This window comes from Sphingomonas sp. KC8, from assembly GCF_002151445.1.
In the GTDB taxonomy this organism is placed as follows: Bacteria; Pseudomonadota; Alphaproteobacteria; order Sphingomonadales; family Sphingomonadaceae; genus Sphingomonas_E.
Genome location: NZ_CP016306.1, coordinates 4,017,184 through 4,038,837, shown reverse-complemented (window position 1 = coordinate 4,038,837; position 21,654 = coordinate 4,017,184). Strand labels below are relative to the sequence as shown.

The following is a 21,654-nucleotide window of genomic DNA, read 5'->3' as shown; positions in this document are numbered from 1 at the left end:
ACATCACCCGCCATACATCGATCTTCCTCCCCGCAAGCAATCGGTCTTCCCAAAGGACGATGGCGAAGGAAAGAAAACCGCCGCGCCAAGCCGGAATGAAGGGGAACCGATTGCCGATGGAGACCCGTTCCTTTCCAGGGCCGTCACCAACCCGAATGCGAGCATGTTCTGATATTGCGCCGGCCACCGAAGAACCGAAAGAAGAAGCATGCAAAACCTTCTTCACAAAATTCCCATTATCGAAGCATCGTCCTTCGTGGCCGCGCCTACAGCAGGCCTTTACTGTGCCCAATTTGGCGCCGAAGTGATACGGGTGGACCAGATCGGGGGCGGACCCGACTATCGCCGATGGCCTGTGACGAAGAATAATGATTCCCTTTACTGGGAAAATCTCAACCGCGCGAAAAAGAGTGTGGCTGTCGATCTCGGCAAATCCGAAGGCCGCGAACTTCTGGTGCGACTGATCCAGGAAACCGGAAATTTCATCACCAATTTTCCAGCCGGGGGTTTTCTTGCCCATGATCGGCTCGCGGCCGGTCGTCCCGATCTTGTCACCGTTCGCGTCATGGGATGGCCTGATGGCAAGATAGCGCTGGACTATACGGTGAACAATGCGGTCGGCTTCCCCGATATGGCCGGCCCCGGGCCAGACCCTGTCAATCAGGTCGTACCCGCGTGGGATTTGCTGACCGGCGCCTATGCCGCATTTGCCCTGATCTCGGCGGTGCGTCACCGCGAACTGACAGGCGCCGGAGGCGAGATTCGCGTGCCGCTGTCAGATGTCGCCGTCGGCACAGCCGCAAATCTCGGAAACATTGCCGAAGTCCTGTACAATGGCGCGAACCGCGACCGGCTGGGCAATGGCGTCTACGGCCTGTTCGGTCGCGATTTCATCACGCGGGACGGCAAGCGGCTGATGATCGTGGTGGTCACGCCCAAACAGTGGCGATCACTGATCGAGGCGCTGGGTATCGCCGCCGATGTCGCGCGGATCGAAGCCGATCATTGCACCAGCTTTGCCACCGACGATGGCGAACGCTTCCGCCATCGCGACGCGTTATACCCGTTGTTCAGCGCTGCCATCGGTGGACGCAGCCATGCGAACCTCGCCCTCGCGCTTGACGCAGCCGGCTGCGTCCACGGCCTCTACCGGACCATGCTGGAAGCGGCCAATGATGCGCGTCTGGTCGGCGAAAATCCGATGTTCGCTGTTACATCGGACAATCCGAGCGGTTTCACCTATCCTGCGGCAGGCTCGTTCGCGAGCAGCCCGCAACAGGACCGCACCATCCCCCGCCCCGCCCCGCGCAACGGCCAGCACAGCGAGGAAATCCTGTGCGGCCGCCTCGGCCTCTCATCAGGCGAATTCGGCGGACTCGTTGATCGAAAAATTGTCGGGACCGCCGATTAGCGTTCCTGATGCGCAATCTGGCCGGTGATCTGGCCTTCAGGGCACGGATCTGAGTGCGACCACCGCCTCGCCAACAATCTTCACTTCACCGGATTGATCCATCGTCCGGACTGCGATGCGTGCGCGGCGCTCCCCGTCCGCCTCGAACATCTCGACGACACTCCCGGTGCAGGTGATTGCATTTCCCACATGGGTGATCCCGAGGAAACGGACGCCAAACGCCCGCAAACAGCGCTGATCCACCCATCCGGTCAACAATCGGCCCAGCCACGCCATCGAAAGCATGCCGTGGGCGAATATGTCTGGCATTCCCGCGCGGTGGGCATAATCGATGTCGATATGGATCGGATTATGATCCCCCGAAGCGCCGGCAAACAAGGCCAGCAGGGTCCGGTCGATCGGCGGAAGGCAAAGCGGCGGCAACGCATCGCCCACTTGCAAAGTCGCCATATCCAGTCCGCTCATGTCCATTTTCCGATCAGCCATTGCGATGCACGAGGATGGTGCGCAGATCCGCGATATGCTCGCCACGCTGGTTGGTTACCCGCGTCTGGCGCTCGATAAATTCGAGCGCCCCGCCTTTCTTTTCATAAATATCGGCGATCCGCCCTTCGAACAGCAGGGTATCGCCGGCATAAGCCATGCGGTGATAGGTAAAAGCCTGTTCGCCATGGAGAATGCGGGCGGGGACAATGCCCAGTTCGGCCCGCCATTCCGTCGAAGGTTGATTAAATTCCAGAGAAAACAGGAATGTCGGCGGTATTGGCAGCGCGGGATGGCCGGCATCGCGCGCCACCGTCTCGTCGGAATAGAGCGGATCGGTTTCACCCGTCACCTTCGCGAAAAAGCGCAGCTGGCCGGCCTCCACCGTGGCGTGGAACGCCGGCAGTTCCTTGCCGATGAACCTGGCATCGATCATGCCCCGCGCGCCCTTGCCGGCGCGATCTGCCGCCAGATTATCGATGGGTTCACCCGCCACGTTCAGCCCTCAAGTTCCAGGGACATTTCATAGGGCGACTTTTTGTGGATCGGGACGTGTTTGCCCCCCGTCAACTTATGAAACTCCTCCGCCCGATCGCGCATATTGTAGAATTGCTTGTACCAAATACGACCCAGCTTAAAATTGCGCTCGGTGGGCAGGCTCATGATTTGCAGCGCCGGCGTCTTGCTCAGCCAGATATCAAAATCCTGCTTGAAGGCCGACAATACTTCGTCCTGAACATGCTTCGCGCGGGCCTGTTCCGCCGCATCGGGAAATTCGCTAGACGCCATCAGCAGATTATTGTGCCAGACCTGCGTCACACCATCCTCCACCGGCGTATGGAAGATGAATTCGATCGATCGGATGGCACCGATCCCTTGCTTCGAAATCAGCAGACCGGGGCCGGTATACCAGGTGAAGGTCATCAGATAGGCGTCATATTCGCGACGAAATCCACCTTGCCTCTGATAATAAAGATGGCCGTCGAACTCATTTTCGAAATATTCGCACGGAGAACCATGCGTTGGCCCCAAATGGTTCGAATCCGCCATGTTGTCGAGAATCTCCTGCGGATGGATCGGCAGGCATCCCAGGTGATCATAAGCACCGTTGATCCAGTCCGGTCGATCCCATTCGGGCAATGACGGCGGCTCGAAATGTGGTTCGCCACCTTCGGGATCGTGCCACATCATAATCGCGCCCATGACTTCCCGTACGCGATAGGATTGCAGTTTCGCGGCCTTCGGGCATGGGCCATCAAAACCCGGTATATCGTCCGCCTGGCCTTCATGGTTGAAACGCCAGCCATGATAGGGGCACCGGATTGAATCGCCTTCGATCTGTTCGCCATGGGCAACGATCGATGCGCTTTTCGAAGCCGCCAGATGGGTTCCCATGTGGCTGCAATGCGCGTCAAGCAACACCAGGCGTCCACTCTGGCCACGGAAAAGTGCGAAGTCTTTCCCGAAAAACCGCAAGGCAAGTGGATCTTGCCCAAGTTCGGCTGCTTCAGCGATCATGAACCAACCCCGGGGATAATCGAAATCACCCAGATTATAATCCGCAGTTTTGGCCATGATCAAAATCCTCTAAACTCTATATTTATTCAATCAATCAAGATTTTTATATTTACGAGATCGTCTACCGGTCACCGCTGGCACCCCAGCGCGCTTCCGGCCGCCGGATATTTACCCGTTGTTGTCGGTGCCGCCTGAATCCGGCGTCGCCATGCCAATCGCCTCCTTGATTTCCGCGCCTGCAGATTGACTGAGGAGACCGCCAAGCTGCCTCAGCATAAACTCGTATTCGCTCGCAAATGGCACTTTGCCGGGTCGCACCCGTCACCCGTTGGCAAATGGATGGCCTTACGCCCCAGCGACGGCCGCGCAGGCTGGAATCCCGACAGGCCGGCCGGACACACCGGAATACGAGTTCAAAATGAGCGAAGTCGAGGTGTAGGAATTGGCCTGCAATTTTGGCCACCAATCCGGGTCCGTCCAAATTAACCTGGATGTCCCGATCGGGTTCAGGGGAATTTAATGTGATCTCTGATCGGTTTCTACCCATCGAAAGAACCGTATTTTCCGAAGAGCATGAAATGTTTCGGACCAATGTTCGAAGGTTCATGCAGGATTTCGTCATCCCAAATCTGGAAAAGTGGAACAAGCAGTGCCACCCCGATCGGGATGTATGGCTGGAAGCTGGAAAGCGCGGCTTCCTGTGCGTAACCACGCCGGAAATTTACGGCGGATCCGGCGCGGATCGCAAATATAGTGCGATACTGATCGAAGAACAGCAGCGGGCAAATGCCGCTGGCCCGGGCTTCGTCATGCATTCGGAAATAGTCGCCGGCTATATCGAACGTTTTGGTGATGACCACCAGAAGGAGAAATGGCTGCCCAAAATGGCCCGCGGCGAAGTGATCGGTTCGCTTGCGATGACGGAACCTCGCGGCGGTTCGGATTTGCGGGCCATCTCCACCCGCGCCGTTGTCGACGGCGACGATTATCTCATCAATGGCTCCAAGACGTTCATTACCAACGGCTATATTACCGATCTCATCATCGTCGCCGCCAAAACCGATCAGAAGGACGGATCAAGCGGCCTTTCGCTTTTTCTGGTCGAAGCGGACCGGAACGGTGTCAGCAAAAGCATGCCGCTCGATAAGGTCGGGCAAAAAGCGCAGGACGCAGCGGAGCTTTTCTTCGATAGCGTCCGCGTGCCCAAGGGCAATCTGCTGGGCAATGCGGGCGAAGGCCTGCGATATCTGATGCAGGAACTGGCGTGGGAACGGCTCATGATCGCCATCCGCGCCGTTGCCGGGTGCGAGATCGCGCTGGAAACCACCGTGGATTATACCAAGTCGCGCGAGGCGTTCGGGCAAAAGCTGCTCGATTTTCAGAACACGAAATTCAAGCTCGCCGAATGCAAGACTAAAACCCAGATCGCGCGCGTCTATATCGATCAATGTATTGAACTGGGGGCCGCCGGGCAGTTAAACGCCGAAGCAGCCGCAATGGCCAAATGGTGGTGCACCGAATTGCAGAATCGCGTTCTTGACGAATGCGTCCAGTTGCACGGCGGCTACGGCTATATGCTTGAATATCCGGTCGCACGGGCGTGGACCGATGCGCGTGCGCAGATGATCTACGGCGGCACGAATGAAATCATGAAAGAAATCATCGCAAGGAGCTTCTGATCGTGGTCGCATCATCGGATTTTCCGGAGCAAGACGGTGTGGCGCTGGTCATCGGCGGCAGCGGCGGCATTGGCCGGGCGATATGCGCCAAGCTTGCCGCTGCCGGCAGTGATGTCGTGCTGACCTACCGTAGCGATCAGGCCGCCGCCGAAGCGGCCGCAGAGACGGTGCGCGCCCATGGGCGTTCGGCAACAACCTACGCCTTGTCGACCGAAAACAATGCCGTGGTCGACACGGTTTGCGCCGAAATCATATCCGATCATCGCCGCATCCACACGGTCGTCAACGCCGCCGGATCGCATATTTCGATGAAATATATCGCAGACATCGGGCCAGGCGAGTTCCGACAGGTCATGGACGCCGATACCAACGGCTATTTCAATATCGTCCATGCGCTGCTCCCGCATATGCGGCATGCGGGCGGCAGTTTCGTGACCATCAGTACCACCGGCCTGCTCCGCTGGCCCGCGAAGGACGCCTTGTCCGTGGTGCCAAAGGCCGCGATCGACGCATTGATGACGGGCATCGCCCGGGAAGAAGGGCGCAATGGCATTCGCGCGAACACGGTGGCGCTGGGCCTTATCGACGCCGGGCTGTTCCGCAAGCTGATCGGTGTCGCTTACGACGACAAATATATTGATGCCGCGATCCGCAACTCGGCGCTGAAACGGTTGGGGACTGCGGATGAAGTTGCCGAAGCGGTGCTCTTTTTCGCTTCACATCGCGCGCGCTTCGTCACCGGCCAAACCTTGACCCTTGATGGAGGCTACAGCCTCTAAATGCCTGCATTGAATATCAACATGCCAGTCGATCGACATTTTGGCGACCGCATAAAAGTTGTTTCAACCAGACATGCCGCACCAGATTCCACTATCGAGGAGTGATCGCAATGACAATGTCCCTGTCACACCCCGTATATTCGTCAAACAAACTCAAGCTCGGTGTATTTTGCGTCAACAACTCCCCCGCGCTGACGACCGTTGAAGAAATGTTCAAGCCCAACTGGACAGAATGTCTTCGTGTCGCACACATGGCCGACGACGCGGGGCTGGAGGTCGTTGTGCCGATCGCGCGGTGGAAGGGATATGTCGACGGGGTTTTCGACCACAGTTCCCATGATGTGATGGATCCCTTCATTTATGCGGGTGCAGTGGCACAGGCGACGCGCCGTATCGGCGTATTTGCGACGACGCACGCACCAACCGTGCACCCGCTGGTTGTCGCCAAGCAGGCAGCGACGATCGACGCGATTTCCGGCGGGCGCTTTGGCATGAACGTTGTCGGCGGGTGGAACCGCCGGGAATTTGATATGTTCGGGATCGAGTTGCTCGCCCACACGGAACGTTACGAATATCTCGCCGAATGGCTGACGCTCATCCGTCGATTGTGGTCGGAATCGCGTGAGTTCGATTTTGAAAGCCAGTGGTTTTCCATGAAAGGCGCACTCTCCCGGCCACAGCCGATCCGCGGGGCAGCCGTGCCGATCATGAACGCCGGCTATTCGGAATCCGGAATGCATTTTGCGGCACGCCATTCGGATCTGGGGCTGATCGGTTTGTTCGGCGAAAATCCGGAACAATGGCGAAACCAGGTCGACCAGTACAAGCAGCTCGCCCGCGGCACCCATGGCCGCGACATTCAGGTCTGGACCAATATCCACCTGGTCCTGAAAGATACGAACGGCCAAGCCAGGGACTATGTCCGCCATTATTCCGAAGATCATGCGGATCGCGGCGCCGTCGACAGCTTCATTGCGACGATGGCCCGCGAAAACAAAGTACCGGAGGATTCGGAACAGATGCGGTTCCTGCGCCGCACGGTCGCGGTTGGCGCCGGGATGCCGGTTGTCGGGGATGCCGAAACCGTTGCCCAGACATTGGTGGCAATGTCGCAAGCCGGCATCGACGGGATCATTTTGAGCGCGATCGATTATGTCGACAGCCTGAGCCGGCTGGAGCGCGACGTACTTCCCCTGCTGGTCGCCGCCGGCATACGGCAATTCGATCAACCCGTGAGCCGGGCGGCATGATGCGATCAATAAAAATTGTCGACAAAATCCACAAGATACAGTCTTTTGCGATCGATTTTCGACCAGCGGCGCACGCGATTCCGCGATCAGTGAACCGCCTTGGTCGAAGGGACGATTTTCAATTCTAGGATTTGGACATTGCGACGCAAAACGCCGATTCAGAGCAGGGCGAAGGTGACCTCGGAAGCGATATTGGAAGCGGCCGAGATCATCGTCCTCAAGGACGGATATGAAAAGGCGACCACCAACTACATTGCCGAACGGGCTGGCGTCAGCATCGGTTCGCTATACCAATATTTTCCAAACAAGGATTCCATCCTGTCGGCGCTGATCGAATTGAAGGTGTCGCGGCTTGCCATTGGCGTCCGTGGCATCTTGCGGGATTCCATGGATTCACCGCTACCCGAAGCAAGCCGCAGGATCATGACCTATCTTCTTGTAAATTTTCGCGAACATAAGGTTCTCTTATATTCGCTATCCAAGCAGACACCGGAACTGGTGGAACTGACGCGAAACCTGTCCGTTGAAAAATTTACCCATGCCACCAGCAAGGCGCTGTTCGAACATCACCGTGACGAGATAACCGTAAAGAAACTGGATCAGGCGCTCAACATCCTCGAAATCGCCGTCCTGTCGAATATCAGGCGCTATATCGTGGAAAGCCCAACCGACATTACCGATGAAGAATTCATCGACGAGATGGTCAGGCTTACCATGGCCTATATGGGCTATGTTGGCGGAACGGATTTTCAGACGGCCTGAACGCCACTGGCGATCCGTTCCTTGCACCAGAACAGCTTTACCGCGCCCACCTCATGGCTGGTCCGCCGGATCCAGTTGCCACGACCACAAATGCCCCCACTCGCTCGGACGTGGATGCGCAGTCGGAACCCAGGTAGCCGGATCGATCACAAGGGGATCGCAGCCGATTTCCAGATCGAACCCTGACGGGGTTTGCATATAAAATCCAAAGGTCTGATCGTTCACATGGCGGCCAAGAGAGGCGCTTTGGAGAATTTTTGCCTGCCGCATCCGGTCGTGGCATTTGCCTACATCTACTTGGTCTTTCACCTCCAGCATCAGGTGGACGCATCCGGAAGGCGGGCGGGGAACGTCGCCCAGTGCGACGGAATGATGCCGCCCGTTATCCGCGTGCATGAAGGTGAAGCCCATACCCGGATCGCCAGGATCGTCGCTGAAGCGATACCGCGCAACATCGGTGTCGCGGAATCCGATGCGTTCGTAAAAGGCATGCGTCTCATCGAAATTCGGCGCCGCGAACACGGCATGCCCCATGCCCATATCGCCGGTGACGAAGCCGGTTACTCCGGCAGGTGAAACAAAGGGGGCATCCCCTGCCCGATTGCCATGGAAAAACTCCAGCCCGTTGCCGGCCGGATCGCTGGTCTGGAAAAAGCCGGAAACGCCCCGCGCATTCGCTTCTTCGGCGGTTCCGTCGCGCACAGGGCGGCCCGCTGCGGCAATGCCTGCGCGCAGGTCGGCCAGTTCCGTCGCATCGCTTACCTCATACGCGGCGCCGACCAGTCGATCCGATGTTCCGGCCTGCACCCAGAAACGGAAACATCTGTCGTCGATGCGATAGAATCTTGCGTCCGCTGGCGCCCCCTCTCCCCGCATCGCCCCCACTATGCCGGTCAGATAGGCGTCCCATTCATCAGGCCTTTCCGTCTCGATCACAACATATCCCAGGCCCCTGATACCCATGCCTTCATCCCTTTTGCTCGATACGGGAAAAACCGGACCCGACGACGCGCATCATCGTCCGACAGCGCATATTTATGCGATTAACCCGGCCGTTTCAACTTTGTGTTTTACATTTTTCGTAATTTATGGCCATTTGATTACGAATTTATAAAATTGAGAATTCGAGTCCGCCAAGGAAGGGGCAAATGAAATGGCCACTGCAGCATCACGACAGTCGGATTTCCAGGCAGCGCCAACCGCCGAAGAGTTGATCGCCCGCGCCCGCGCCATGGCGGAAACGCTCAGGCAGCGCGCACGCCAAACCACGCTGGATGGCGACGTTCCCGCCGAAACGATCGCGGAAATGGCGGCGGCCGGCTTTTTTCGCATCCTTCAGCCCCAACGATATGGCGGCTATGAAATGCTGCCGGATGTATTTTACGAGGTGCAAAAGGCGCTTGCCGAAGGCTGTATGTCCACCGGCTGGGTCTATGGCGTGCTTGGGTGCCACCCCTACCAGCTGGCGCTCTTCGACGACAAAGCCCAGCAAGAGGTATGGGGTGATGATCCCGCCACACGCGTTTCGTCCTCCTACCAGCCGGTGGGAAAGGTCGAAAAGGCGGATGGCGGCTTCTATTTGTCCGGCCGGTGGGGCTTCTCCTCAGGCTCCTCGCATTGCAGCTGGGTCTTGCTCGGTTCCATCCATTTCCCCGAGGAAGGCCCACCCGACCTGCGGACCTTTCTGTTGCCCCGTTCGGACTATCAGGTGATCAAGGGCACGTGGGACGTGTCCGGCCTGCAGGGAACGGGCAGTTTCGACATCGTCGTCGACCGCGCCTTCGTCCCCGAATATCGCACGCACAAATCGATCGACGGCTTCCTCTGCACCAATCCGGGGCAGAAGGAGAATGACGGCCCGCTCTATCGCCTGCCCTGGGCACAGGTGTTCGTACGCGCGGTATCGACGTCTGCCTTCGGCAGCGCCCGCGCGGCGATCAGGGCGGGCCTCGACATCATGAACAGCCGCGTGTCCAGCTACACGGGCAAGGCTGCGAAGGGCGATCCGTTGCTTCACGCGGCTCTGGCGCGTGCCGTCGCGGAGGTTGGCGAGATGGAACTGACCCAGCGGGTCACCCTCCAGGAAATGATCGACCATGCCCGGCGCGGCGAAGTGGTGCCGATGGAACGCCGCGCGCTGTTCGCATATCAATCGTCTACCGTCGTACGGCGCATGGCGGATCTGATCGACGATATCGTCAAGCTGCTTGGAGGCCGCGCCGTTTACATGTCCAGCCCGATCATGCAGCCATGGCTCGATCTCCATGCCGCGCGGGCGCACATCGCCAACGATCCGGGGTCCCGCGCCGCCGACGTTCTCGCCACCATGGCGGGCGCCCCGCCATCCTTCAACTACCTCTGAACCGCAAGGGACGGAAATGATGCAGCGGTTCAGCGAAACAACCTATCGGGTCTCGGGCGGCCACGACATCCACATCAAGGAAACTGGCTCCGGCCAACCTCTGGTATTCATCCATGGCAGCGGTCCCGGAGCCTCGGGATTGTCCAACTTCCGGCATAATGTCGATGCGTTCGTCGCCGCCGGTTACCGCGTCATTCTACCCGACTTGATCGGCTACGGCGCATCGTCGAAGCCCGAGGACATCGATTATACACTCGCCCTCTTTACAGACACGCTTCACGAAGCCCTGGAACGGCACGGCCTCACCCGGGCTGCCTTGCTGGGCAATTCGTTGGGTGGCGGCGTTGCGCTTCGGATGGCGCTCGATGCGCCTGCATTCATCGAACGCCTGATCCTGATGGCGCCGGGCTGTGTCGCGTCATTCGAAACCTATGCCGCGATGCCGGGCATTTCCCGTATGCGCTCCAATTTCGGAGGTCCGGATTTCGACATTGACGAACAAAGGCGCCTGATACGCAATCTCGTCCATCCTGATTTCGCGTCCCGCATTCCCGATGATCTGGCCGCCGAGCGCTTCGCCGTTGCGCGCACCCAGCCCAAGGATGTGCTGACGCGTATGCGGACGCCCGACCTTGGCCCCCATCTGGGCGAGATCGACAAGCCGATCCTGGTGCTATGGGGTCTGGACGACGAATTTTGCCCCGAAGCGCACAGCCGCCTCTTCCTGGAACGATGCGTGAATGCCCGGACGATCAGCTTCGCGCGCACCGGCCACTGGGTGCAGCTGGAACGAGCGAACGAGTTCAACGCTTACTCGCTCGCTTTTCTTGCCGAATGTCACTGAACGCGTCGGGCATTTGCGCGACGGCCTCATTGCCGCGCGCCTTTTGTATAAGGAATGGGAATGAAGCGCGTGAAGGCGGCGATCATTGGTTCGGGCAATATTGGCACGGATTTGATGGTGAAGATGGTGAAGTACCAGCAGAATATGGAGTTGGCGGTGGTCGTGGGGATCGACGCCAATTCGGAAGGTCTGGCGATGGCGCGGGAGCGCGGTGTTGCGACGACGCATGAGGGGCTTGAAGGCCTGATGGCGATGGACGTGTATCCGGAGATCGGGATCGTGTTCGACGCGACATCGGCTTATGCGCACAAGGTGCATGATGCGGCGCTGCGCAAGGACGGCAAGCTGGTGGTCGATCTGACGCCGGCGGCGATCGGGCCGTACACGATCCCGCCGGTGAACATGGAAGAGCATCTGGACCAGACCAACGTCAACATGGTAACGTGCGGCGGGCAGGCTACCATCCCGATGGTGGCGGCGGTCAGCCAGGTGGCCAAGGTGCATTATGCCGAGATCGTCGCGTCGGTTTCGTCGCGGTCGGCAGGCCCTGGCACGCGCGCCAATATCGACGAGTTCACCCGCACGACCGCGAACGCGATCGAAGCGGTGGGCGGCGCGGAAAAGGGCAAGGCGATCATCATCCTCAATCCGGCCGAACCGCCGATGATCATGCGCGACACGGTGTTCACTTTGTCCGAAGGCGCGGATGAAGAGACGATCCGTGCATCGGTGAAGGCGATGGTCGCCAAGGTGCAGGCCTATGTGCCCGGCTATCGCCTGAAGCAGGAAGTGCAGTTCGAACGGTTCGGCGACAACAACAAGCTGAAGATCCCGGGCCGCGGCGAATTTACCGGCATCAAGACCTCGATCTTCCTCGAAGTCGAAGGCGCTGGCGATTATCTGCCGAGCTATTCGGGCAATCTGGACATCATGACGGCGGCGGCCAAGGCCACCGGCGAACTGATGGCGCGCAAGATTCTCGATAAGCGGGCGGCCGCCTGACATTCTTGCCCGTCCGTCCCGTGCGAAGGCTAGGGACGGGCAGCGGGCGCACCGTGTCTCGACCCTGCTCGACACGAACGGACTTTAGGATCTGACGATGACCTTCGATCCCACCACCAACAAGCTCTATATCCAGGACGTGACGCTGCGCGACGGCATGCACGCCATCCGCCACATGTACGGCCTCGATCATGTCCGCGCGATCGCCAGGGCGCTGGACGAAGCCGGCGTCGACGCGATTGAAGTCGCACATGGCGACGGGCTTTCAGGCGCCAGCTTCAACTATGGTTTCGGCGCGCACACCGATTGGGAATGGCTGGAAGCGGTTGCCGAAGTGCTGACCAAATCGGTGCTGACCACCCTGATCCTGCCGGGTGTCGGCACGGTCGAGGAACTGCGCCGCGCTTATGATCTGGGCGTGCGTTCGGTGCGCGTGGCCACGCATTGCACCGAAGCCGACGTGTCCAAGCAGCATATCGGCATCGCCCGCGATCTGGGCATGGATGTGTCGGGCTTCCTGATGATGAGCCACATGATCGAGCCGGAGCGGCTCGCGCAACAGGCCGTGCTGATGGAAAGCTATGGCGCGCAGTGCGTCTATGTGACGGACAGCGGCGGCGCGCTCGACATGGATGGCGTGCGCGATCGGCTGCGCGCCTATGACAAGGTGCTGAAACCCGAAACGCAGCGCGGCATCCACGCCCACCACAATCTGTCGCTGGGCGTGGCCAATTCGATCGTGGCGGCGCAGGAAGGCGCGGTCCGGATCGACGCCAGCCTGACCGGCATGGGCGCGGGCGCGGGCAATGCGCCGCTCGAAGTGTTCATCGCTGCTGCCGAACGCAAGGGCTGGAACCATGGCTGCGACGTGATGAAGCTGATGGATGCGGCCGAAGATCTGGTCCGTCCGCTGCAGGACCGCCCGGTCCGCGTCGACCGCGAAACCCTCGCGCTCGGCTATGCCGGGGTCTATTCGTCATTCCTGCGCCACGCCGAAAAGGCCGCAGCCGATTACGGCCTCGACACCCGCGCCATCCTCGTCGAACTCGGCCGGCGCAAGATGGTCGGCGGACAGGAAGACATGATCGTCGACGTCGCTCTCGACATGATCAAGGCGCGCGATAGCTGACGAGGAACCGGGGCTGTCGCCGCCCCCACATCGCCACCCTGCCCGCGCCGAAGATGACGCGTCTTCCGGCCACAGGGCAGCTGGCACGCGCGGCCGCGCCCTGCATGGTCCTAGCGGGGCTGGCACCAGCCAGCTAGGGTTCCGGCCGGTCGCGCACATTCGCGCGCGAATGAGGGACAGAAAATTGGGCATCAATTTCGACGCAACCGACCACGCGATCGTCGAACGGCTGCGCGAAAATGGCCGCGCGACGAACCAGCAGATCGCCAACGCATTGGGGCTGACCGCCGCGACCGTATCGGCGCGCATCCGGCGCATGGAGGAAGCCGATCAGTTGCGCGTCGTCGCCGAATCCGACTTTGCCGCGCATGGCTATGATCTGTTGCTCAGAATGACGGTCGAGGTCGCCGGGCGACCGGCATCCGACGTTGCACAGGAATTGGCGGCCCTGCCCGAAGTGTTCGCAGCACATCTGGTCACGGGTCGATACGATATCGATATGCTGGTTGCCCTCCATGGCACCGACGAACTGGGGCCATTCCTGCTCGAAAAAATTGGCCGGATCGAAGGCATTCACACGGTGAACCCGGCTATCATCATCGACATCGAAAAATATCAGTTCGACGTGGTTCCAATCGGGGTGGAGAATTGACCGTGGCTGCCATCCAGCTCGATGAACTTGACCTGCGACTGATCCATCTCTTGTCGCAAGACGCCCGCGTACCCAATAGCTGGATTGCGAGCCAGTTGGGTGTAACCGAAGGGACCGTGCGCGGGCGTATCAAGCGGCTGCAGAACGAACGCCTTATTGCTTTCACGGCCATTACCGGGCTGGCCATGGCCCGCAAATCGCGCCTCGCCTTCATCAATATTCAGGCGGATACCGGATCGATCCGCACTGTCATGCGCCACCTTGCGGAAATCCCCGAGATCGATGGAATCATGGCGATGACCGGACAGTTCAATATCCTCGCTTTGTGCCTGTTCGATGAACTGGATGCGCTGGCCGCCATCGCGTCCGATCGCATATTGACCTTACCCGCCGTCCGGCACATCGAAACCGCCATCGTCGTCAGAACGCTGAAATATAACGCGCGGATGGTGAAGATCACGCCTGATCGGACCGCGCCACACCGCTAATGCTGCGTGGCACTATCAGGCGCAATCCCGCCGCGCCCGCCCGCTTCGACCCGACATTCGGGCCGGACCCGTCAGCTTGCGCTGTCCGGGCCCTCCCCAAATCGCTTCCCGCCAATATGCCGGTGAAGCGACGTCAGTTCAGCTTGTAGCGCATCTGCACGGCTAGCGTACGGCCGCGCTCGACCGTCTTTGCGAAGGAGCCAGGTGATGCAACAACGTCGGTCGCAGAGCCAACGATCTTCTCGTTCGTCAGGTTCTTGCCGACAAAGGCCAGCTGCCATTTCCCGTCGATATCGCCAATCCCCAGGCGCAGATCCAGCAATTGCCACGCCTTTTGCTGGGTCAGGGGATCCTTGTCAGCGTTCACATTATAGGAACCGGAAAAGGCCAGCGACGCATCGGCGTTAAATTCGAGAGTATCGCTGATCGGGTGGTTATAGGAGGCATGGACGTTCCCTGCCCAGCGCGGGGCAAATGGCGGCGATTCCCCACTCAGATCCTGAACGCAGACCGAAACACCTTGCTGCGAGGCTTCTACCGATTGCGCGGCGGTACAGCCGGCATTGGCATAATCCTTGTAGTAGGAATCAAGGTAGGCGAGATTCACCCCGGCATTGAAACGCCGGCTGGGCTGCCAATTGAGTTCCATTTCAACGCCCTGAGTCCGCAACCCGCCGACATTGGTCACGCTGATGAACGCCGACGTTGGCGTAATTTCCGTCACGCTCTGTTGCAAATCTTTATATTTGCTCAGGAACATCGCCAGGTTGAACGATACTGTACGGTCGAACAGCAGCGACTTCAGACCAATTTCAAAGGCATTAACGGTTTCCGGTGCGTAGGTCAGGCGATCGGCGATACCCGTCAGTTCCACGGCGTCGAAGCCGCCCGCCTTGAATCCCTCGCTGAACTTTGCGTAGACGCTCAGGTCGCTGCTGAACTTATATTGCAGCGTGGCCGATGGCAGGAAATCGTCATTGTTCACGCTTGCCCGTGTCCGGTGATCGGCAAATCCCGTGAGGATCTGCGCCAGCGGCTGCAAGGCTGCGGGCAATGGCGTGGTGGACACGCCGAACGGATCATTTGCGTGCGCATTGGTCCCGCTTTGCGCGCCGTCCTTCTTTGAATTTGTGTAACGCAGACCCACCGTCAGCGACAGTTGGTCGGTAAATGGATAGGTCACCGCGCCGAATGCCGACAGCGCCGTTTCCTTCTGATTCAGATGGAGAGCACCCGACAACGGCGCATAAGGCTGCAAGGCCGCCAGCGGCCCGGTCAACAGGACATTGGCAAAGGGAAAATTCAACGTGGTTCCGACATTCGATTTCGAATGCAGATAATATCCACCGAAAATATATTGCAGCTTTGACGATTTCGGCGATGTGAACCGCAACTCCGCAGTGGTCTGTTTCAGATTTTCCGCAGTGTTGAAACTGAAGAAATCAGCGATCACGCCGTCGGTGTCTGCCGTCAGCATGAAATCATGCTTTGAGAAAGAACCCAGCGCAACGATGCCGATGCCATCGCTGTTGTCGCGTTCGATCTTCAGCACATATTCGGACGCTTCGGTGTCGCCGCGTTCACCGGCCATCGAAGCCCGTCGAAAATCCAGATCGGTTTCCTGATTGGTGGCCAGCGCATAGGCGCAGGAAAAGGTGGTTGCGGGATCAAATGGCGCGGGCGCCGGACAATTGGTCAACTGCGTCGCAAATGGCGCGGTCGAATCCTGCTTGCCATATTCTGCCTTGATCGTTGCCGACCAATCAGGCGCCATCTGCCAAAGAGCTGAAAAACGGAGGAACTTATCTTCCACCTTGGGGTTCCGCTGGCCGGACCCCTCATTCCTGATATAGCCACCCAGGTCGGAATATCGCCCGGCCAGGCGGATTGCCAATGTTCCCGGCACGACCGGCGCACTGACCGCCGCCTCAAGCACCGGTTCGTTGCCGACAAATTCATAGGATGCCAGGGCGTATCCCGTCAGTTCATCCAGATCGGGCCGGGCCGTGGTGACGCTGAAGGCACCCCCAATGGCATTGTTGCCGAAATAGATGGTCTGCGGGCCACGCAACACTTCGATCCGTTCGACATCGACGATCGTCGACTGCGAATAGCGCGACCGACCATGATAAACACCATCGACGAAGGTCGCCACCGCCTGTTCGAATCCGGCATTGGCGCCGGATCCCACGCCGCGGATATAGATGTTGCTGGAAACCGTATCCTTGGCGACGAACACATTCGGCAAAGACTTTGCGAGATCTTCGATACCCGCGACTTGCTTCTCCTGTAGATCTTCACCCTTGAGAGCAACCATCGAAATCGGCACTTCCCGCATCGATTGTTCGCGCTTCTGGGCTGTCACCACGATTTCTTCCACCTGCGCCATCGCGGGCACGACATGGGCCATCATCGCACCCGATGCGACAGACAGCAGAAGCAGTTTCGTTGCAGATCTCACAGGTCTCTCCCCTTAAGCTAGGACAGCTACTATCGGCCGCCTTTGGCTTTGGTCGCTCTCATGCTGGATTCAGTATTAACGATACAATCAGAACGATAATTTGAACGTCATTGAATTACAGCTCGCGTTCCACTCGCTTCCGATCGCCTTTCCAGGCATCCGACGGCAGGCCCGGCAGCCCGCCTTCCCCCGGATTTTCCAATCCCGCGGGCAGTCGGCCTCCAAGACAATGTCGCCGCACGGCGTAAATCAAAAGCATCACGGACACGCGGCCCGTGCAAACGCCAGGCTGCGTAATGGTCGCCAACATGCAATCAAGCAGGCCTCAAATAATACTCGCCTTCGAATGCCCGGCTAAACGAGTTTTATCTGAGTCCCGGTCTTTCTAGGCAGACAGGCAGCACCGCCCCCCGGCGGGCTGCCAGACAGAGCCGGCCTCGTTCCCCACGGACGAGGCCGCCACCTGGCGATGCTCAACGGCGTGATCGCGACGGAGAGACGATTGCTCGACACAGGTATCATTTCGATCGCGGCCTACCTGCCGCGGCTGCGCCTTGCCCGCCAGGCAATCGTGAATGCGAACAAATGGGCCAATCCGGCGCTCGCATCGCTGGCAAAGGGGCACCGCACCATTTGCACGCATGATGAAGACAGCCTGACGATGGGCGTGGAGGCGGGCCGCAATTGCATGGCTGCAACCCCTGGTTTCAGCGCCGATCTCGTCCAGTTTGCGAGCACCACGGCGCCCTTTGCCGATCGGGCCAATGCGGTGATCCTTGCCGAAGCCCTGGCCTTGCCAGCCGACCTGCGTTGCGCCGATTTTGCCGGTTTTCAAGGATGCGGCGTTACCGCCCTGATCGATGCGCTCGAAAACGGGCGACCAACGCTCACCGTGGCGGCCGACAAGCGGGTCGCGCGGGTCGCGTCGGCCCAGGAACTGACGCTTGGCCACGGCGCCGCTGCCGTTGCCACCGGAACCCGCAATCCCATCGCACGGTTCGTTGTCGCTCATTGCACCTCGGTCGATTTCGTCGATCATTATCGCGCGGCCAAGGCGCAAACCGATTACCTGCTTGAAGAGCGCTGGGTGCGCGACGAAGGGCATATCAAGCTGGCGCCCGCAGCGATCAAAGCCGTCCTGCAAAAGGCGGCGTGGCAAGCCGGCGATGCCGATCATGTCATCATTGCCGGCGTTGGGCGAAACGTTGCCCGGCAGATCGCGGACTTGTGCGCTATCGCGCCGGACCGCCTGGCCGACACGCTGGATGCCAGCTGCGGAGAAACTGGCTCGGCTCACGCCCTGATCATGCTCTGCCACGTGCTCGAACGCGCCGCGCCGGGCCAAAAAATCCTGCTGGCGAACGTCGCCCAGGGTTGCCAGACGCTTTTGCTCGAAACGACCGACGCCATCGCCGCGTGGAAAAGCGATCATACGGTGCGCCAGCAACTCGACAGTGGTGTCGAGGACGAGAATTATCTTCGGTTTCTTTCGTTCAGCGAACAGATCGACGTGGATTGGGGTGTTCGGGCCGAACGTGACAATCGCACCGCGCTCTCCGCATTCAATCGGCACCGCAAGGCGGTGACCGGCTTCATCGGCGGTCTCTGCACGGCGTGCGGGGCGCGGCAGTTTCCGAAGGGCCAATATTGCGTCAATCCGGAATGCCGGCAATCCGATGCACTGGTCGACGAACCGTTCCAGCACAAGACCGGCACGGTGAAGTCCTACACCGAGGACTGGCTCGCCGTGACGACCAATCCCCCGCTCCGATACGGCAATGTCAGCTTCGATGATGGTGGCGTCATCATGATGGAATTTTCCGATTTCGAGCCGGGCCAGCTGGCCGTCGGCACGCCGGTTCGCTGCGTGTTCCGCATCAAGGACCGCGATCCCAGGCGCCGCTTCCATCGCTATTTCTGGAAGGCCGCCCCTCTCAGCATGATGAAGGCTCGATAGATGGCGCAAGGCATTCGGGACAAGGTCGCCATCCTCGGCATGGGTTGCTCGCGTTTCGGTGAGCGATGGGATTGCAGTGCCGAGGATTTGATCGCGGAATCCTTCCACGAAGCGCTGGCTGACGCGAACATTGATCGCGATCAGATCGACGCAGCCTGGTTCGGGCTTGCGATGGACGAACAGAATCTCGGCAAGTCGGCATTGTCGCTTTCACATGCCTTGCGGTTGCCCAACATTGCCGTAACGCGTGTCGAAAATCTGTGCGCGACGGGTTCCGAAGCCTTGCGCGGCGCCGTCCATGCAGTGGCCGCCGGTGCCGCCGATATCGCGCTCGCGCTTGGTGTCGAGAAACTGAAAGACACTGGCTATGGCGGCTTGCCCGAACGGAGCCGGGGCACGTTCAACGATCTTTGGCAGCCCGGCGCCACTGCCCCCGGATCCTTCGCCCAGTTCGCCAGCGCCTATATGGCGCGCTATGATCTGAAGATGGACACGCTCAAGGAAGCGATGGCCCATATATCGTGGAAGAGCCATGAAAATGGTTCGAAAAACCCCAAAGCCCATTTGCGCCGGCGGCTTTCAAAGGAATCCATATTGGCCGCCCCGATGGTGGCTTACCCGCTGGGCCTGTTCGATTGTTGCGGGGTCAGTGATGGGTCGGCCTGCGCGATCGTCGCAAGCCCTGAAATGGCCCGGCGACTGGGGCGAACGGGTGATCTCGTCAGTGTCAAATCCATACAGCTTTCGCTCAGCAACGGTTCGGAAATGTCGCACAACAGCTGGGACGGCAGCTTCGCCCGGACGACCAGAATCGCCGCACAAAAAGCCTATCGCGAAGCCGGCATTTCCGATCCGTTGCGCGAACTCGATCTTGTCGAGGTGCATGACTGCTTCTCGATCACCGAACTCGTCACCATGGAAGATCTCGGTCTCTCCCGGCCGGGCCAAGGATATCGCGACGTGCTCGAAGGAAAGTTCGATGCCGATGGGGAAGTCGCCAGCAACATCGATGGCGGCCTGAAATGCTTCGGCCATCCGATCGGCGCTTCCGGCCTGCGGATGGTTTATGAAGCCTATACCCAGTTGCTGAACCGCGCGGGCGATCGCCAGCTGGTCCGCCCCAAAAGGGCGCTGACCCACAATCTCGGCGGTTTTCCCAACAACAATGTGTGCAGCATCTCCATCCTCGGGATGCTGGGCGATTAATCCTCCGCCAGCCCTCCTCCACAATCACCATATGGGGTTCGACGTGCAAAACCCGGCATCGCTAGAAAATAAGGTCATCATCATCACCGGCGCCGCCCAGGGCATCGGCAAGGCACTGGTCGATCACGCCGTCAGCATGGGTGCGCGGGTTGCGGCGGTCGATATCAACGCAGCGGCGTTGCAAAACGGCCTTGGCCAGCACGCCCCGGAACGGGTGAAAGGCTTTGCCGGCGATATCACCGACGGAAATTTCGTCGGGGCCGTCGTGCGGGAAACGGCGGCGACATTTGGCGATGTGCACGGACTGCTCAACAATGCAGGCATCGTGCGCGCCTCAATGATCAACGATATGACCCGCGATCAGTGGCAGGCGGTGATCGACGTGAACCTGACGGGCGCCTTTGTCTGCCTTCAGGCGGTCGGCCGATATCTGGTGGCCAAGGCGAAGAAGGGTGATCCCAATCCGGGTTCCATCGTCAATATATCATCCGATGCCGGCAGGCGGGGCACCATCGGGCAGATCAATTATGGCGCGGCGAAGTCAGGCGTTCTTGGCCTTACGATGAGCGCCGCGCGCGAATGGGGCCGTTTCAACATCAACGTCAACAGCGTGTGCTACGGCCTGGTCCAGACCGCCATGACCGAAATCATTCGCCAGGACCAGTTTCGCGATCGCTACCTCGAAGCCATCCCGCTCCGCCGTTTCTGCGCGCCCGAAGAAATCGCGCCGGCGACCTGCTTCTTCCTCTCCGATGCCGCGTCCTACGTCACGGGCCAGCACATCGGAATCGATGGCGGCTTCCACATCGCTTCATAGCGCCCGATGACACAGCGGCACATGCGCAACAAGGAACCGGTAATGCGGCACGGGCCTGCTTCCACCAATGTCGACGGCATGAAAATGATCGTCGCCGATCACGTTATGACGATCCGGTTTGATCGCGAACACAAACGCAATTCGATCACCTATGACATGTATCATGGCTTGACGGCGTCCCTGAAGCAGGCCGCTTTGGATGATCAGATACGCTGCATCCTGCTGGCATCATCCGGATCGATATTCTCCGGCGGCCACGATGTCAGCGGGTTCGCCCAGGGCATGGATCGGGCCTATGATGAAAAGCCGTCTTTCGCCTTCATGGAATGTCTGTCGACCTTTCCCAAGCCCGTCGTCGCAGCGCTGAACGGCGACGCCATCGGCATCGGCGCGACCATGCTGTTTCATTGCGATTTCATATATGCTGTACCCGGTTGCAGGCTCGTCTTTCCCTTCGCCCGGATGGGCCTGGTGCCCGAGTTCGCATCCAGCTTTTTCCTGCCCCGGCTTGTCGGACACCGAAAGGCCATGGCGTTGCTGCTGATCGACGGCAGTTGCAGCGCCGAAGAGGCGGCGGAACTGGGCATCATCAACGAGATCGTGCCGAACGAACGGCTCGAAAGCTGCGTCGCGGCCACCCTGGCAAGGATCGTGGCGCTCTCGCCCGAAGCCGTCACGCTTACGAAAAGCCTGCTGATGGCCGAAAACAAGGAGGCCGTCCGCATCGCGATCAGGCAGGAAGCGAAAGGTTTTCACCACCTCCTGCAATCGCCCTTCGTTCGCGAACGGCTTGCCGCCATCAAGCAGAAAATCTCAGGCTTCGGGCACCACACCCCCTGATCCGGGGTATCATG

20 protein-coding genes are annotated in these 21,654 nt (G+C 59.4%); 15 read left to right on the top strand and 5 right to left on the bottom strand.

What is annotated here, in order from left to right:
* Positions 1–208 precede the first annotated feature (208 nt).
* On the top strand, positions 209–1,411 hold the full coding sequence (locus KC8_RS19340; protein WP_010124563.1) for a CoA transferase: 1,203 nt from the start codon (positions 209–211) through the stop codon (positions 1,409–1,411).
* 36 nt (positions 1,412–1,447) lie between these two features.
* On the opposite strand, the gene KC8_RS19335 is transcribed toward KC8_RS19340, so the two are convergent.
* From KC8_RS19335 to KC8_RS19325, 3 genes are read right to left on the bottom strand one after another with little or no spacing between them, the layout of a single operon-like run.
* The gene (locus KC8_RS19335) at positions 1,448–1,876 is read right to left on the bottom strand and encodes a MaoC family dehydratase (RefSeq protein WP_010124561.1); all 429 of its coding nucleotides are present in this window, start codon (positions 1,874–1,876) and stop codon (positions 1,448–1,450) included.
* A 13-nt stretch (positions 1,877–1,889) separates the two neighbouring features.
* The gene (locus KC8_RS19330) at positions 1,890–2,390 is read right to left on the bottom strand and encodes a MaoC family dehydratase N-terminal domain-containing protein (protein ID WP_010124559.1); all 501 of its coding nucleotides are present in this window, start codon (positions 2,388–2,390) and stop codon (positions 1,890–1,892) included.
* Positions 2,391–2,392: 2 nt separating this feature from the next.
* On the bottom strand, positions 2,393–3,469 hold the full coding sequence (locus tag KC8_RS19325; protein ID WP_010124556.1) for a Rieske 2Fe-2S domain-containing protein: 1,077 nt from the start codon (positions 3,467–3,469) through the stop codon (positions 2,393–2,395).
* Positions 3,470–3,903: 434 nt separating this feature from the next.
* On the opposite strand from KC8_RS19325, the gene KC8_RS19320 reads away from it, so the two are divergent.
* From KC8_RS19320 to KC8_RS19305, 4 genes are all read left to right on the top strand, one after another.
* A complete protein-coding gene (locus tag KC8_RS19320; RefSeq protein WP_050805373.1) occupies positions 3,904–5,091 on the top strand; it encodes an acyl-CoA dehydrogenase family protein in 1,188 nt (395 codons plus the stop codon).
* A 2-nt stretch (positions 5,092–5,093) separates the two neighbouring features.
* Entirely contained in the window at positions 5,094–5,870 is a 777-nt protein-coding gene (locus tag KC8_RS19315; RefSeq protein ID WP_010124553.1) for an SDR family NAD(P)-dependent oxidoreductase, read from the top strand.
* Between the two features lie 110 nt (positions 5,871–5,980).
* Complete coding sequence (locus KC8_RS19310) at positions 5,981–7,120, top strand: LLM class flavin-dependent oxidoreductase (RefSeq protein ID WP_029624395.1); 1,140 nt, start codon at positions 5,981–5,983, stop codon at positions 7,118–7,120.
* A gap of 99 nt (positions 7,121–7,219) precedes the next feature.
* On the top strand, positions 7,220–7,882 hold the full coding sequence (locus tag KC8_RS19305) for a TetR/AcrR family transcriptional regulator (protein ID WP_232455584.1): 663 nt from the start codon (positions 7,220–7,222) through the stop codon (positions 7,880–7,882).
* A gap of 51 nt (positions 7,883–7,933) precedes the next feature.
* Here KC8_RS19305 and KC8_RS19300 read toward each other — a convergent pair whose 3' ends face one another.
* Positions 7,934–8,845 carry a VOC family protein gene (locus KC8_RS19300; RefSeq protein ID WP_010124548.1) on the bottom strand — a complete coding sequence of 304 codons (912 nt, stop codon included), beginning with the start codon at positions 8,843–8,845 and terminating at the stop codon, positions 7,934–7,936.
* A 190-nt stretch (positions 8,846–9,035) separates the two neighbouring features.
* Between KC8_RS19300 and KC8_RS19295 the strand changes: the two genes are divergently transcribed.
* The 6 genes from KC8_RS19295 (at position 9,036) to KC8_RS19270 (ending at position 14,359) form a co-directional block, all read left to right on the top strand.
* Entirely contained in the window at positions 9,036–10,244 is a 1,209-nt protein-coding gene (locus KC8_RS19295) for an acyl-CoA dehydrogenase family protein (protein WP_010124547.1), read from the top strand.
* 19 nt (positions 10,245–10,263) lie between these two features.
* Complete coding sequence (locus KC8_RS19290) at positions 10,264–11,088, top strand: alpha/beta fold hydrolase (protein ID WP_232455583.1); 825 nt, start codon at positions 10,264–10,266, stop codon at positions 11,086–11,088.
* A gap of 60 nt (positions 11,089–11,148) precedes the next feature.
* A complete protein-coding gene (locus KC8_RS19285; protein WP_086495646.1) occupies positions 11,149–12,090 on the top strand; it encodes an acetaldehyde dehydrogenase (acetylating) in 942 nt (313 codons plus the stop codon).
* Between the two features lie 97 nt (positions 12,091–12,187).
* Positions 12,188–13,219: a 4-hydroxy-2-oxovalerate aldolase gene (gene dmpG, locus KC8_RS19280; RefSeq protein ID WP_086495643.1), complete on the top strand. Its 1,032-nt coding sequence runs from the start codon at positions 12,188–12,190 to the stop codon at positions 13,217–13,219.
* A 184-nt stretch (positions 13,220–13,403) separates the two neighbouring features.
* A complete protein-coding gene (locus tag KC8_RS19275; protein ID WP_010126007.1) occupies positions 13,404–13,871 on the top strand; it encodes an Lrp/AsnC family transcriptional regulator in 468 nt (155 codons plus the stop codon).
* Between the two features lie 2 nt (positions 13,872–13,873).
* Positions 13,874–14,359: an Lrp/AsnC family transcriptional regulator gene (locus tag KC8_RS19270; RefSeq protein ID WP_138956704.1), complete on the top strand. Its 486-nt coding sequence runs from the start codon at positions 13,874–13,876 to the stop codon at positions 14,357–14,359.
* 133 nt (positions 14,360–14,492) lie between these two features.
* Here the strand turns inward: KC8_RS19270 and KC8_RS19265 are convergent, their stop codons facing one another.
* Complete coding sequence (locus KC8_RS19265) at positions 14,493–16,820, bottom strand: TonB-dependent receptor (RefSeq protein ID WP_037496352.1); 2,328 nt, start codon at positions 16,818–16,820, stop codon at positions 14,493–14,495.
* A gap of 502 nt (positions 16,821–17,322) precedes the next feature.
* Between KC8_RS19265 and KC8_RS19260 the strand changes: the two genes are divergently transcribed.
* The 4 genes from KC8_RS19260 to KC8_RS19245 are packed head-to-tail and all read left to right on the top strand — an operon-like array spanning position 17,323 to position 21,640.
* The gene (locus KC8_RS19260; protein ID WP_010126011.1) at positions 17,323–18,777 is read left to right on the top strand and encodes a 3-oxoacyl-[acyl-carrier-protein] synthase III C-terminal domain-containing protein; all 1,455 of its coding nucleotides are present in this window, start codon (positions 17,323–17,325) and stop codon (positions 18,775–18,777) included.
* Positions 18,778–19,983, top strand: a complete 1,206-nt coding sequence (locus KC8_RS19255) for an acetyl-CoA acetyltransferase (RefSeq protein WP_010126012.1) — start codon at positions 18,778–18,780, stop codon at positions 19,981–19,983.
* 43 nt (positions 19,984–20,026) lie between these two features.
* Positions 20,027–20,800 carry an SDR family NAD(P)-dependent oxidoreductase gene (locus KC8_RS19250; RefSeq protein ID WP_029624596.1) on the top strand — a complete coding sequence of 258 codons (774 nt, stop codon included), beginning with the start codon at positions 20,027–20,029 and terminating at the stop codon, positions 20,798–20,800.
* A gap of 42 nt (positions 20,801–20,842) precedes the next feature.
* Positions 20,843–21,640 (top strand): enoyl-CoA hydratase/isomerase family protein, encoded by a 798-nt coding sequence (locus KC8_RS19245; RefSeq protein WP_029624597.1) that lies wholly within the window; start codon positions 20,843–20,845, stop codon positions 21,638–21,640.
* Positions 21,641–21,654 lie beyond the last annotated feature (14 nt).

Bases quoted from the DNA above. Each gene is read 5' to 3' on its own strand.
- KC8_RS19340 (WP_010124563.1), top strand. From the start codon at position 209: ATGCAAAACCTTCTTCACAAAATTCCCATTATCGAAGCATCGTCCTTC.
- KC8_RS19335 (WP_010124561.1), bottom strand. From the start codon at position 1,876: ATGAGCGGACTGGATATGGCGACTTTGCAAGTGGGCGATGCGTTGCCG.
- KC8_RS19325 (WP_010124556.1), bottom strand. From the start codon at position 3,469: ATGGCCAAAACTGCGGATTATAATCTGGGTGATTTCGATTATCCCCGG.
- KC8_RS19320 (WP_050805373.1), top strand. From the start codon at position 3,904: ATGTCCCGATCGGGTTCAGGGGAATTTAATGTGATCTCTGATCGGTTT.
- KC8_RS19310 (WP_029624395.1), top strand. From the start codon at position 5,981: ATGACAATGTCCCTGTCACACCCCGTATATTCGTCAAACAAACTCAAG.
- KC8_RS19300 (WP_010124548.1), bottom strand. From the start codon at position 8,845: ATGGGTATCAGGGGCCTGGGATATGTTGTGATCGAGACGGAAAGGCCT.
- KC8_RS19295 (WP_010124547.1), top strand. From the start codon at position 9,036: ATGGCCACTGCAGCATCACGACAGTCGGATTTCCAGGCAGCGCCAACC.
- KC8_RS19290 (WP_232455583.1), top strand. From the start codon at position 10,264: ATGCAGCGGTTCAGCGAAACAACCTATCGGGTCTCGGGCGGCCACGAC.
- KC8_RS19285 (WP_086495646.1), top strand. From the start codon at position 11,149: ATGAAGCGCGTGAAGGCGGCGATCATTGGTTCGGGCAATATTGGCACG.
- dmpG (WP_086495643.1), top strand. From the start codon at position 12,188: ATGACCTTCGATCCCACCACCAACAAGCTCTATATCCAGGACGTGACG.
- KC8_RS19255 (WP_010126012.1), top strand. From the start codon at position 18,778: ATGGCGCAAGGCATTCGGGACAAGGTCGCCATCCTCGGCATGGGTTGC.
- KC8_RS19245 (WP_029624597.1), top strand. From the start codon at position 20,843: ATGCGGCACGGGCCTGCTTCCACCAATGTCGACGGCATGAAAATGATC.